At 69.6% G+C, this 13,239-nt stretch carries 10 protein-coding genes and 1 tRNA gene; 7 read left to right on the forward strand and 4 right to left on the reverse strand.

The window, feature by feature from the left end:
- The first annotated feature begins 97 nt into the window (after positions 1-97).
- The 6 genes from AX692_RS14545 to AX692_RS14570 all read left to right on the forward strand — a co-directional run bounded on the left by AX692_RS14545 (position 98) and on the right by AX692_RS14570 (position 8,284).
- Entirely contained in the window at positions 98-1,303 is a 1,206-nt protein-coding gene (locus tag AX692_RS14545) for a type IV secretion system protein (RefSeq protein ID WP_073973256.1), read from the forward strand.
- Positions 1,300-2,139 (forward strand): TrbG/VirB9 family P-type conjugative transfer protein, encoded by an 840-nt coding sequence (locus tag AX692_RS14550; protein ID WP_073973257.1) that lies wholly within the window; start codon positions 1,300-1,302, stop codon positions 2,137-2,139. The genes AX692_RS14545 and AX692_RS14550 overlap by 4 nt, the downstream gene beginning before the upstream one ends.
- 40 nt (positions 2,140-2,179) lie before the next feature.
- Positions 2,180-3,334: a TrbI/VirB10 family protein gene (locus AX692_RS14555; protein WP_230959483.1), complete on the forward strand. Its 1,155-nt coding sequence runs from the start codon at positions 2,180-2,182 to the stop codon at positions 3,332-3,334.
- Positions 3,335-3,339: 5 nt separating this feature from the next.
- Positions 3,340-4,353: a P-type DNA transfer ATPase VirB11 gene (virB11, locus tag AX692_RS14560; protein ID WP_155645004.1), complete on the forward strand. Its 1,014-nt coding sequence runs from the start codon at positions 3,340-3,342 to the stop codon at positions 4,351-4,353.
- A gap of 248 nt (positions 4,354-4,601) precedes the next feature.
- Entirely contained in the window at positions 4,602-6,758 is a 2,157-nt protein-coding gene (locus tag AX692_RS14565; protein WP_073973263.1) for an RNA degradosome polyphosphate kinase, read from the forward strand.
- The gene (locus AX692_RS14570; protein WP_073973258.1) at positions 6,755-8,284 is read left to right on the forward strand and encodes a Ppx/GppA family phosphatase; all 1,530 of its coding nucleotides are present in this window, start codon (positions 6,755-6,757) and stop codon (positions 8,282-8,284) included. The genes AX692_RS14565 and AX692_RS14570 overlap by 4 nt, the downstream gene beginning before the upstream one ends.
- Positions 8,285-8,336: 52 nt before the next feature.
- Here AX692_RS14570 and AX692_RS14575 read toward each other — a convergent pair whose 3' ends face one another.
- A complete protein-coding gene (locus AX692_RS14575; protein WP_081095359.1) occupies positions 8,337-9,227 on the reverse strand; it encodes a queuosine precursor transporter in 891 nt (296 codons plus the stop codon).
- Between the two features lie 61 nt (positions 9,228-9,288).
- On the opposite strand from AX692_RS14575, the gene AX692_RS14580 reads away from it, so the two are divergent.
- Positions 9,289-9,365: transfer RNA gene (locus AX692_RS14580), tRNA-Arg, on the forward strand.
- Positions 9,366-9,410: 45 nt separating this feature from the next.
- On the opposite strand, the gene AX692_RS14585 is transcribed toward AX692_RS14580, so the two are convergent.
- From AX692_RS14585 to AX692_RS20245, 3 genes are all read right to left on the reverse strand, one after another.
- Positions 9,411-11,669, reverse strand: coding sequence for a DNA/RNA non-specific endonuclease (locus tag AX692_RS14585; protein ID WP_196491807.1), 2,259 nt, complete (start codon positions 11,667-11,669; stop codon positions 9,411-9,413).
- 8 nt (positions 11,670-11,677) lie between these two features.
- On the reverse strand, positions 11,678-12,427 hold the full coding sequence (locus tag AX692_RS14590) for a DUF2182 domain-containing protein (RefSeq protein WP_196490098.1): 750 nt from the start codon (positions 12,425-12,427) through the stop codon (positions 11,678-11,680).
- A gap of 32 nt (positions 12,428-12,459) precedes the next feature.
- A partial coding sequence (locus AX692_RS20245) for a hypothetical protein (RefSeq protein ID WP_196491808.1) occupies positions 12,460-13,239 on the reverse strand: 780 nt, incomplete at its 5' end.

A 13,239-nucleotide genomic window follows, 5' to 3' on the forward strand; every position in this document is an offset into this window, starting at 1 on the left:
GCGATGCGCCGTCCGCCTGGTATCCGCCGCTCACCGGCCGGGCCTGGCCCGACGGCCCGGGCGATCCCGAGGATGACAGCATGTGGCAGGCAGCCGAATGAGCGCGAACTGCGATTCTGCCGCACAGGCGATGGGCACCGGCGTCTCCGCGGCGCTGACCGCGGTCGACTGCATCGCTGCCAATGTCTCCGAACAGGCCTTCAACCGCCTGTTCGGCGACGATGGCCAACTGGCCTTCGCTCTGACGGTGGTGCTGGGGCTCTATGTCGGCTTCTTCGGCATCTCGCTGATGCTCGGCCGCTCGAACATCTCGGTGCGCGCGCTGGTTCCGAAGATGATGACGCTGGGGCTGGTCCTGACCTTCGCCACCAGCTTCGTCGCCTTCTCGAGCGTGTTCTACAACATCTTCATCGGCGGGCCCGACCAGATCGCCGGGATCCTCACGGGAACGCGCGGCGAGAGCGCCACTGCGGTGTTCGCGCAGAAGCTCGACGTGGTGTTCCTCGCGATCCAGCAGGCGAGCGGGGACACCTCCAACATCAGCGCCTTCTCGCCCCCGGGGATGATGTGGCTGGGGGCGATGCTGCTCTTGCTGGGCACGGTCGGCATGCTGGTGACCGCGCGCATCGCGCTGGCGCTGCTGCTGGCGCTGGGGCCGATCTTCGTGGTGCTGGCGCTGTTCGATGGCACGCGCGGGCTGTTCACCGGCTGGCTCAAGGGGCTGACGATGATGGCGCTGGCGCCGCTGCTGGCGGTGCTGGGCGGGTCGATCATGCTCGAGATTTCCGTGCCGGTGCTGGCCGCGCTGGTCGCGGTCCCGGGCAAGATCGACCAGCAGGCGGCGATGGCGTTCTTCCTGATCGGTGCGGTGCATGTCGCGCTGATGCTGCTGTCGCTGAAGGTCGCGGGGACGATGGTCGCCGGCTGGCAGGTGTTCGGCCTGGTGCCTTCGCCGGAGCGCGAGCGGCCTGCCGAGACCCCGCGGCCCGTGCCCGTCGCGCAGCCGGCAGCGACGGCGCCGCGCAACACCAATGTCGCCCCCGTGACCCCCGCCGCCACTGCGCGCCGCATCGATGTCGCGCCGCCGCCGCCGGTGGTGGTCGCCAATGACACCGGCACCGATGGCGGAGCGGTGCGCGATACCCGCGTCGTCACGGCCGTGAGCGGGGGCGGTCAGGTGGTTTCCATCGCCGCCGCGCCGGCGCGCACCCGCGGGATCGGCAACCGCTTCCGTTCGACTTCCTCCTCGGGCCCGACCGCGCCCGCCCCCAAGCCGACGACGCCTTCGGAGACCTATCAATGATCCGGCCCCATTACCGGCCCCAATATCGGCTCTGGCTCCTCGCGAGCCTTGCTCTTGCCCTTGCCGCCCCCGCCGCCGCGCCCCTCGCCGCGCAGGACAGCCGGCTCCAGACGCTCGTCTATGATAAAGACGCGGTGGTGCGGATCGACGGGCGGGTGAAGGTGCAGACCACCATCAAGTTCGCCCCCGACGAGATCATCGAGAACGTCGCGATCGGGGATTCGGCGGCGTGGCAGGTGCAGCCGAACAAGGCGCAGACGATCCTCTTCGTGAAGCCCCTGGAGCCGGCCGCGCGCACCAACATGACCGTGGTGACCGACAAGCGCACCTACCTGTTCGATCTCGTCGCGAGCCCCAAGGCCGGCGCGCTTTACGTGCTCCAGTTCCGCTATCCCGAGCTCGAGAAGGCCGCCGAGGAAGCGCGGCTGGCCGCCATCGCCGAGGCCGAGGCGCAGGCGCAGCTTGCCGCCAACGCGTCCGATCCGGCGAACCCGGGCGCGGGCAGCACCGCCGATCCGGCCGAGCTCAATTTCGCCTGGGCAAGCGCGGGGACGCCCGAGCTCCTCCCGACGCGCACCTATGACGACGGCGAGGCGGTGTTCCTTACCTGGGCCCCCGGCGCGCCGATCCCCGCGATCCTCGTCACCAATGCCGAGGGCGACGAGGGGCCGGTCAACTACACCACCCGCGGCGACACCGTGGTGGTCGACGGGGTGCCGCCGAAGATCATCCTGCGCTCGGGCCGTGACATCGCGACCCTGACCAACACCGGGCCGATGCCGCCCTCCTCGCGGCAGGCGGGCCTCGGCGCGCCGCGCAAGGGCCGCAAGAAGTGACCGTTCCCCTGAACCACCTGTTTGCCAAGGAGAGCATCTGATGCGTCTGGCCATGCGTTTGCCGTCCAAGAAGGGCACCGGAGAGGGCGATGAGGGCGCGGTCGATCCGCGCACCCGCGAGAGCGCCGAGATCATCGACCTCGCCAGCCGCGCGGCCTTCCCGGCGGTCACCGACCGCAAGGTCAAGGGTGACGGGCTGGCCGCCGCCGCCGGGATGATGGTGGTGCTCGGGCTCGGGGCGGTGACCTTCTGGGCGATGAACGCCGCGCGCACCGCCGAGCCGCAGGGGATCGGCAATCCCGCCGTCACCCAGCCGCCGGCCGCCACGCCGGTGATGCAGCCTGCGCAGCCGATGGGCGATCCCGCGCAGGTGCAGCCGGTTGCAGCCCCGGTCGCGCTCCAGGCCGATCCCGCCCCGACGCCGGTCTTTTCCGGCAATCCCGGGGTGGCGAACGTGCCTGCGGTCAATCCCTACAGCAGCCCGATCCAGGTCTTCGATGGCAGCTCGGCGCGCAGCGTGACTGCCGCCGCGCCACCCTCTGCCCCCGCGCCGGGCACGCCTGCGGGCGCAGCGGGCGGCACCGGCGGCGCGGCCGCATTCGCCAGCAGCATCGGCGGTGTCGGCGGCGGGCCCGCAGAGGCGCGCGCGATGACCAACCCCTCGACCACCGTGACCGAGGGCACGCTGATCCCCGCGATCCTCGAGACCGCGATCAACACGGACGTGCCCGGCTATGTCCGCGCCGTGGTCAACCAGGACGTGCGCAGCTTCGACGGCAAGCGCGTGCTCGTCCCGCGCTCGACCCGCCTGATCGGCCAGTACCGCGCGGGCGTCGAGCAGGGTCAGCGCCGCGCCTATGTGATCTGGACGCGGCTGATCCGGCCCGACGGCGTCTCGGTCAACCTCGCCTCGCCCGCAGTCAGCTTCGACGGGGCGACCGGGATCGAGGGCGACGTCAACAGCCACTTCTTCAAGCGCTTCGGCTCGGGCCTGCTGCTCTCGGTGGTCGGCGGCCTCGGTGCGGTGGCGACCGGCGGCATCGGCGGTGCGATTCTCGCAGGCAGCGCGCAGAACGCGGCCAATTCGGCGGTGCAGCAGCAGGGCCAGATCAGCCCCACCATCCGCGTGCGCGCGGGCGAACCGATCCGCGTCTACACCGCGCGCGATCTCGATTTCACCGCAGTCGGCGGCTGACGCGGGTGGGCGCGGACGTGCATCGGCTGGAGACAGGCGAGGGGCAGGGGGCAGCGCCGCTTCCGGCCGAGCGCTCGGTCTATCTCGACGCCTATCTCGCGCCCTTCCGCCGCTGGCTCGAACGCGACACGGTGACCGAGATCATGGTCAACCGCCCGGGCGAGGTGTGGATCGAGGATGCCGCCAGCCCGGGGATGCAGCGGCTCGACACCCCCGAGATCGACGACCGGCTGGTGCAGCGCCTTGCCGAACAGGTCGCGCGGGTGAGCCACCAGGGGATCAACCGCGAACACCCGCTGCTCGGTGCAACCCTGCCCGATGGTGCGCGCGTGCAGTTCTGCGGGCCTCCGGCGAGCCGCAAGCACTGGGTGATGGCGATCCGCCGCCACCGCCGGCTCGATCTGCCGCTCGATGCCTATGACACCGGCCCGCTGGTGGGCGAGATGCAGTTCGACCTGCCCGATCCGCAAACCCAGCCGATCGCCTACCTGCGCGCCGCGATCCGCGCGCGGCGCACGATCCTGATCTCGGGCGGGACCAGCACCGGCAAGACCACCTTCCTCAACGCCATGCTCGGCGAAATCCCGCCGGAAGAGCGCGTGGTGCTGGTCGAGGACACCCCCGAATTGCGGTTCCCGGGCGAGAATGCGGTCGGCCTGGTCGCGGTCAAGGGCGAGCTCGGCGAGGCCAAGGTCACCGCCAACGAGCTGCTCCAGGCCGCGCTGCGGCTGCGCCCCGACCGTATCGTGCTGGGCGAATTGCGCGGCGCGGAGAGCGTCAGCTTCCTGCGCGCGATCAACACCGGCCACCCGGGGAGCTTCTCGACGATCCACGCCAACTCCTTGCGCGGCGCATTGGAACAGCTGTCGCTGATGGTGATGCAGACCGGCATCGGCCTCACCCGTTCGGACACCATCGCCTATGCCGCGAGCGTGATCGACGTGATCGTCCAGCTCGGGCGCGACGCCAACGGCAAGCGCGGGATCACCAGCATCGCCGACAGCCGCAGTCTGGTCTGATTTCGGGTTCGCTGACGCGAACCGCAGACCTTCGAACCCGGTCGCAAACCGCTTGACGATTATGTGACAATCGCCTCCTTCGCATTTACACGTAAGCTGCTTGCGAACACATGCGCGCCCGGCGCATCATGGCGCGCGAGACAAGGCCCGCACCGCATCCTCGCGGTCACGGGCGGGACAGGGAAGCGATGAGCACGTCACCGACCGGCACAGACCCCGCGCCCGCAAGCGCGGCGGGCACCACCCAGATGGCGGTTCTGGGCCCGGACGAATCCCCCTATTTCAACCGCGAGCTTTCGTGGCTCCAGTTCAACCAGCGTGTGCTGGCCGAGGCCTGCAACGAGGCCTACCCGCTGCTCGAACGCCTGCGCTTCCTGTCGATCTCGGGCAGCAATCTCGACGAATTCATGATGATCCGCGTCGCCGGGCTCGTGGGGCAAGTGCAGCGAGGGTTCGATGCGCCCTCGATCGACGGGCGCAGCCCCTCGCAGCAGCTCGCCGCGATCCGCGACACCCTCGCGATCCTCTCGCAGCGCCAGCAATCGATCTGGCGGAGCCTGCGAACCGGGCTCGCAGACGCCGACATCCACGTCGCCGACGAGGAACGCGTCAGCCCCGAGGTGCACAAGTGGCTCAAGCGCTACTTCCTCAACGAGATCCTGCCGATCATCACCCCGCAGGCGCTGGACCCTGCGCACCCGTTCCCCTTCGTCCAGAACGAGGGCATGGGCCTGCTCTTCACCCTGACCCGCGACGCGACGCGTGAACAGCTGATCGAGATGGTGCTGATCCCCAGCGCGCTGCCGCGCTTCGTGCGCGTGCCCGAAGCGGTGACCAGCGCGGGATCGGGCAAGGGCGGGGTGCTCTACATGTCGATCGCGCGGCTGATCCAGCGCTATGCCGAGGCGCTGTTCCCGGGATTTACGATCCAGGGTGACGGTCTGTTCCGGGTGCTGCGCGACAGCGACATCGAGATCGCCGAAGAGGCCGAGGATCTGGTGCGCACCTTCCGCAGCGCGATCCAGCGCCGCCGCCGCGGCCAGGTGATCCAGCTCGAAATCGAGGAGGATTTCGATCCTGCCGCCGAGGCCCTGCTGCTCGACCAGCTCGGCATCAACGAGGCGGCGCTGATCAAGACCGACGGCATGATCGGGATCGACGGCCTCGCCGAAATCGTCCGCGAGGACCGGCCCGACCTCAAGTTCGATGCCTATTCCCCGCGCTTTCCCGAGCGTATCCGCGAGCATGACGGGGACGTGTTCTCGGCGATCCGCGAGAAGGACATCGTCATCCACCACCCCTACGAAAGCTTCGAGGTGGTGGTCGATTTCCTGCGTCAGGCGGCGGCCGATCCCGATGTGGTGGCGATCAAGCAGACGCTCTACCGCGCCGGCAGCCAGTCGGCGGTGATCGGCGCGCTGATCGAGGCGGCCGAGGCCGGCAAGTCGGTTACTGCAGTGGTGGAGCTGAAGGCCCGCTTCGACGAGGAGCAGAACCTGCAATGGGCGAGCAAGCTCGAGCGTGCGGGCGTGCAGGTGATCTACGGCTTCACCGACTGGAAGACCCACGCCAAGGTCGCGATGGTGGTGCGCCGCGAGGGTGAGGGGTTCCGCACCTATTGCCACTTCGGCACCGGCAACTATCACCCCGTCACCGCCAAGATCTACACCGACCTCAGCTTCTTCACCGCCGACCCCAAGCTCGGGCGCGATGCGGCCAAGATGTTCAACTTCGTCACCGGCTATGTCGAGCCCCACGCCCTCGAGCGGCTGCACATCGCGCCGATCGACCTGCGCCAGGAGATCTACGACCGCATCGACGCCGAGATCGCCAACGCCCAGAAGGGCAAGCCCGCCGCGATCTGGATGAAGTGCAATCAGCTGACCGACGAGGGCATGATCGACCGGCTCTATGCCGCGAGCAATGCCGGGGTGCAGGTCGAACTCGTGGTGCGCGGGATCTGCTGCCTCAGGCCGGGGATCGCCGGGATGTCCGAGAATATCCGCGTCAAGTCGGTGATCGGCCGCTTCCTCGAACACAGCCGCATCTATGCCTTCGCGGGCGGTCACCCGATGCCGAGCGCGCAGGCGGCGGTGTTCATCGCCTCGGCCGACATGATGAGCCGCAATCTCGATCGCCGGGTCGAGACGCTGATCCCCGTGCTCAACCGGACGGTGCACGATCAGGTGCTCCAGCAGGTGCTGCTCGCCAACATGCTCGACAGCGAACAGAGCTGGTGGCTGCATCCCGATGGCAGCTATTCGCGCGTGAAGGCGGAAGAAGGGGTCAAGCCGTTCAACTGTCACCGCTATTTCATGACCAATCCCTCGCTCTCCGGTCGCGGCGGGGCGCTCGAGGCAGGCGCGGTGCCCAAGCTGTCGCTGCGAAGGGGCGCGGTGGCATGATCTGGGGCAAGCGGCGGGCGGACCGCAACAGCGCGCTGGGCGGCGCGGGGGCTGAGCGCGCGATCATCGACATCGGCTCCAACACGGTGCGTCTCGTCGTCTATGGCGGCACGATGCGCGCGCCCACGGTGCTGATGAACGAGAAGGTCACGGCCAAGCTCGGGCGCGAGATTGCCGCGACCGGCAGGCTTTCGGACGAGGCGATGGCGCTGGCGCTCCGGGGCCTCAGGCGCTTCGCGCTGCTGCTCGCCGACATGGGCATCAAGGACATCGAGACTGTCGCCACTGCGGCGGTGCGCGATGCCGCCAACGGCCCCGAATTCGTCGCCGAGCTGCGCGCGATCGGGCTCGATCCGCGGGTCATATCGGGCGAGGAGGAAGCGCTGCTGAGCGCCCATGGCGTGATCGGCGCCTTCCCCGATGCGCACGGGATCGTCGCCGACCTTGGCGGCGGGAGCCTCGAGCTGGTGCGCGTGGCGGGCGGGGCGTGCGAGGGGGCGAGCTCGCTCCCGCTCGGCACGCTGCGTCTGCCCGAACATCGCGGCAAGAACCGGAGCGACATGAAGAAGTCGCTCGACAAGGCGATCCGCAAGGGCGGGTGGGATCTGGCCGCCAATCCTCCGGCCGAGAACGGCGCGCTCTATCTGGTGGGCGGCACGTGGCGCGCGATGGCGGTCTATGCGATGGCCGCGCGGGGCTGGCCGCTGAGCGATCCGCACGGCTTCGAGCTCGATGCCGCGGGCGCGCAGGAACTTGCCGCCGCGCTGTCGGCGAGCGACAGCGACGCGCTCAAGACCCGCGAGCGGATCAGCACGATGCGCGCCGAGAAGTTGCCCGATGCCGCGGTGCTGCTCCAGGCGCTGCTCGCCCGGCTGGCACCGGCGCGGGTGGTGTTTTCCTCGTGGGGCCTGCGCGAGGGGCTGCTCTACGACCGCCTGCCCGCGCACACCCGCGCGGCTGACCCGTTGCTGGCGGGGGTGGCAGTGTTTGCCGGCCAGCGCGGCACCCAGCCGCAGTTGGCGGCGCGCATGGCGGCCTGGACACTCGATGCCGCGCCCGCGCGCGACCACGGCTCGGAGCGCCTGCGCCTCGCGGCGACCATGCTCGCGCTCGCCTCGATGCAGATCGAGCCCAACATCCGCCTGCCGCAGGCGATCAACTGGGCGCTGCACAAGCGCTGGATCGGGATCGACGGGAAGGGCCGCGCGATGCTCGCCGCGGCGGTGGCGGCCAATGGCAACCAGCTCGCCGTCCCCGACGAGGTGCGCGCGCTCGCGAGCGAGGAGGCACTCGAGGAGGCGGTGCGCTGGGGCCTCGCGCTGCGGCTCGCGCGCAGGCTCGGCGCGCAGTCGGCACGCTCGCTCGAGGTCAGCCGGCTGCGGGTGGAACAGGGCATGCTGGTGCTCGAACTCGCCGCCAGCCACGCCGCGCTGTTCGGCGCCCCGACCGAGAAGGACATCAAGCTCCTCGCGGCCCGGCTGGGGCTCGGCTGGCGGGTCGATATTGTCGAGGAACTCGTGCTGTAGAGGCGCGTCGCGCTGACGCGCGACTGCGCCGCCGAAGGTGGCCGAAAACAGATTACCGCTTGTCCTCGCTACCGAAAGGCGAGAAGTCGGTGTCGATGTCATAGAGATCGACCCCCTCGGCCTTCTTGAGCTTGTTCACCACCAGGTAGGTCACCGGCGTCAGCACGGCTTCCCACACCACCTTCAACGCCCAGTTGGTGATCATCACGGTGACGACGGCCTCGGTGGTCCAGATGCCGAGGAATGCGACGGGGTAGAAGATCAGGCTGTCGACCGCCTGGCCGACAAAGGTCGAGCCGATGGTACGGGTCCACAGCGCGCGGCCCTTGGTCCAGACCTTCATCTTGGCGAGCACGAAGGAATTGACGAACTCGCCCGCCCAGAAGGCGGTGATCGAGGCGACGACGATGCGCCAGGTGCTGCCGAACACGCTTTCGTAGGTGCTCTGGCAGATCGCGCCGCCGGGGACTGCGGGATCGGCGTTGGAGGTGACCGGCCGCTCGCCGCCGAAGCCACTCGCGGCGCATTCCCACCCGTCGAACGGGGGCAGGGCGGTGACCACCCAGGACATGAAGGCAAGGAAGATCATTGCGGCGGTGCCCACCCAGATCACCCGGCGCGCTTTCGCAAAGCCGTAGATCTCGGTCAGCACGTCACCGATGACATAGCCCAATGGGAAGAACAGGATCCCTGCGCCGTAGATGAAGGTGCCGTCCGGTGCGGGCCACCAGCCATCGGGCCAGAACGGCACGCTCGCGTAGGTGAGCTTCGCCGCGCCGATGATGTTGGAGAGCAGCAGGATCGTGACGAAACCCGCCATCACCAGGTCGTAGTAGCGGAAGGTCACCGGCGCCCGGGCCGTGGCGACGATCCCGTCGCCCGGATCGCGGTCGAAGGCGGCAGCGGGATCGGGGGCGGTCTGCGTCGGGGCGGTGTTTTCCATCGTCCGGACGGTTAGCGCGATTCCCTCGGGCCGAAAAGCACGCTATTGGCCCATGGCGTGCGCGCCCGTAGCTCATCTGGATAGAGCGCGAGACTTCTAATCTTGAGGCAGCAGGTTCGAGTCCTGCCGGGCGCGCCAATCCACCACCCCGGCCCCGCGAGGGGCGGGGTGGTTCGGCCAGCCTCATGCCGGAGCGAAGATGTCCGCGCCGCGCACCGCCGCGCCGAAGCGGATGCCGGTGAGGCGCTCGATCTCCTCGATCGCGACCTGGAAATCGTCGATCTTGGCGAGTTCGTCGGCGCTTGCGAAGGTCAGCGTGCCTTCGGCGAGCGATTCCCGCCGCGCGCCGAGCAACCGTGCCTGGCTGGCGATCATCCCCATCGCCTTGAGTGCGCCATTATCGACCCACACCGCGACCTTGAAGAAGCGTTCGGGGATCAGGATGCCGCGGTAGGGCTTGTCGCTCTCGGCGAAGATCGGGCCGGTGAAGCAGGTCACCCGCGCCTCTGAGGCAACCGCGTTGCGCAGCACCCAGTTCTCGACCGAGCGCCACAGCGAGCCGCGCTCGGAATCCGGCGTGTCGGCCGGGGCGCGGCCCTGGTTGAAGAAGCCGACCTGCGGGGTGCAATTGGTGAAGTGGAAGGTGTCCACCTCCGCCTCGAGCGCGCGCGTGTCATCGCCCCAGCACGGATCGAGGCGGCGCACCAGATGCCCGCGCTGGAACATGTTGAGCGTGCGCTGCTGCGAGCGGGGCGCGAAATCGGGCAGCACCTGGCCGTCGTAGAACGCCTTGCCAGCGATGTCGCCCGGATCGATGCGCGGGTCATCATACCACGTCTCGGCGCCCTCCATGCCCTCGGCCCCGTCGATGCTCTCGAGCCCGGGGGAATCCGGGCGCAGCGGCTCGAGCCGCTTGGTCTTGCGGTTGATCGACTTGGCGCTCGCCCCGTCGATGTTGCAGGCAGTGTAGAAGGCGAGCTTGCGCGCCTTGTTCACCACCACGGTGAAGTGGTGATAGGGCAGGGCATATTCGGGCATGCCGGGGGCGGGCTGGCGACTGATCGCTACCTGCTTTTTCTTCGCAGACGTCAGCGTCGGTAGCGGGATCGTGAAGCCGTCGAGGAAATCGGGATCATAGCCGCGCCGCGCGGCGTAATCGGGCGAGGGCGCCTTCTCCGCGCTCGCCGGTGCCGGCAACAGCGCCGAGGGCGAAGGCGATGGCGATGGCGCAGGGGTGGCGGCAGCGGCGGCGGCGACAGCGGGCGCGGCGGCGGGGCCTTGGCTCAGCTGCGGCAGCGCCACGGAGATCTCGATCGGGATCGTCCAGGTGGCGCGCCCGTCCGCGTCGGTGCGCACGCTCGGCCCTCGCGGCAGCGGCTCGGAGGCCTGCGGCAGGTCTTGCCCGGCGGGCGCGAAGGCGTGGCTCTCCGCCCCCATCTGCAAGGCGCGCTCGATCCGGTTGCGCGTGGCCGGCGGCAGGCCCGGCAGCACCTCGCGCAGCTTTCGCACGATCGCGCTGATGCGGATGCCCTCGTTGACTTCGTGCGGTACCGGCTGGCCGGTCTCGTCGATCCATTCGCGCGACGGGCCGCCCCAGTGGTGGAGCGCGATCACTTCCCAGGCATTGTTGAACACCGGCGAGCCGGACGAACCGGGCTCGGTATCGGCGACATAGTGCAGTACGTCTTCGAGCCGCGCCACCAGCCGGTTCTCGCGCAGCACCACCTCCTTGAAGCGACCCTGCGGGTGCTGGACGATGTTCACCGCCTCGCCGAGCATGTGCTTGTTGCCCGCGTCGGACAGGCCGCACAGGCCATAGTCGGCGAGGCTGGCCGGGCCGTCGATCCGCTCGCCCACCGCGACGATGGTGAAATCGAATCCGTCGACCGGATCGGTGATGAAAACCGCCGGATCAATCCGGAACCGGGTCGTCGGCAGCGGGGCACCTCCGAGTCCGAGCTCGAAATCGAACTGGAGCACGAAGCCCTGCGCTTCGGCGATGGTGGGGATGACGTGAGCATTGGTCATGAACAGCCCGTCGCCGATCAGGAAGCCCGACCCTTGCGGCTGGCCGTCGAAGGTGGCGATGCGCGCGACGGCGCGGGCCACGCGGGCGCCGCGCGCGAGGAAGCTGACATTCACGAAGTCGAGCGTCGGGCCGATGATCTTCTCCGGCCCGGTCATGGGCGCGAGGGCCAGTTTCTCGGCCCCTGCAAGCGGCGTCTCGCGCAGCATCATCTCGCCCGCCTGGCGGATCGAGCTGGCGATGGTTTCGGCCTGACCGCCGCCGAGACTCATCTTGCGCTCGATCCGTTCGGCGGCGCGGTGCGGCTCGGTCTCGGCGGCGAGCGGGATGCCGGCCTGGGCCAGCTGGACCGAGCGGGTGATCTCCTCCCGCGCCCGGGCGAGATTGGCCCGGACAATCGCTTCGAGTGACTGCATCGCCTGTTTCATGACCCTGTGACCCCTTGTTGCCTCAAAATGTCGATCCGGTGTGCAAGCGCCCGCGCGGCGCGCTCGGGCCGGCGCCAGCCCCACTGCGGCGGGCGCGGGCGCTCGGCGCGCTCGATCGCGAGGCCGACCGTCGCGAGCGCCATCGCCGCGAAGTGCCCGGCCGGCAGCACCAGCAGCAGCAGCATGATCGCCCAGCAGGCCAGCACGCACCACCCGGCCCGCGCGAGGCCGATCGCCGCGCCGTCGCGGTAGCCGCGCCAGCCGAAGGCGGCGAAAGGCGGCAGGCGGTGGCAGGCGTTGAGCGCGCTCTGGCGCAGCGGCGAGACGTGCCAGAGCAGCGCCGCGCCCAGCACCGGGAGCACCGCCGCGAGCCAATGCACCGCGCCCATGCGCAGCAGCAGCGCCGCTGGCACCAGCACCAGCCCGGCCATCAGCCAGACCGCGAAGTAGCCCGCAGCCGCCGCGACGATCATGCCCCAGCGCCGCGAGCGCAGGCTGCGCGCGCCGAGATCATCGAACAGGTCGAGTTGCAGCGGCACCATCATCGCCGCGATCATCACCGCCCACCCTGCCGCCAGCCGCTCGGGCCCGAGCAGGGCGAGGGCGGCCTGCAACGATCCGATCGGCGGCAGGCTCCACAGCATAGCTCCGGTGCACAGCGTCGGCAGCGCCGAGCCCGGGCCGGCCGCCGCGAGCGCCAGCCAGGCGAGCGCCGCGATCGCGACAAGGCCTTGACGCGGCGCCATCGCGAGGCCCGGTCGCAGCGCGTCGCCTCCCATCAGAACTGCCGGTAGAGGCTGATGCGCCCGATCGTGACCTCGGCACCTTCGGGCACTTCGCCGAAGGGGATCACATCGACCGTGATGTCGTCGCCCGAGAACTGGTCGCTGAGGTGCAGGCTGTCGATGATGTGCGAGATTTCGAGCACCGCGTTGAGGCCGTTGCCGCCGTGGGGCGCATCGCTGCGGCTTGCCTTGGTGACGCCGAACAGCGACACGGTGCCTGCCAGCAGCGCGGGGGACGAGGCGGCCTCGGCCTGATCGGCAAGACCGACATAGACCCCCAGCGTGAGCGCGTCGTTGTCACCCACGATGTTCTCGAGGTTGAGGAACACCCGGTCGGGCGATCCGAGCGATTCCGCCCCGGCAAGGCTCGCCGACACGCGCTTGCGGACGCTGCTGTCGAGCGCGACCGCGGTGCGCAGCGGGCTGCTTGCCGAGACCTGTAGCCCGGTAGCGCTCGCCCCGACCAGTTCGACCTTGTCCTGCTGCGCCATGGCTGCGCCTCCTTCGGGGCCGGCCCCGCCCAGCTTGAGCCGCGCCCGGCGATCGGCGGTGGTGCCCAGTGCTTCGGGCCCGGTCGCCGGATCGAGCGCATCATACGCGAAACCGAGCGCTGCGATATCGGCAACATCGGCGGGGGTGTAGGTCCACTGCGTGCCGTCGGGTCGGGGCATGGCGAAAGCCCGGTCGCCGATCCGGGCCGGTCCCTCGCTCCAGTCGGGGTCGGCCGGGTTCTTCCAGTCGGACGGCCCGGGCGGCGGGGTGGCGGGTGGGGT

It is taken from the genome of Erythrobacter donghaensis, assembly GCF_001557325.1.
Classification (GTDB): Bacteria; Pseudomonadota; Alphaproteobacteria; order Sphingomonadales; family Sphingomonadaceae; genus Erythrobacter; species Erythrobacter donghaensis_B.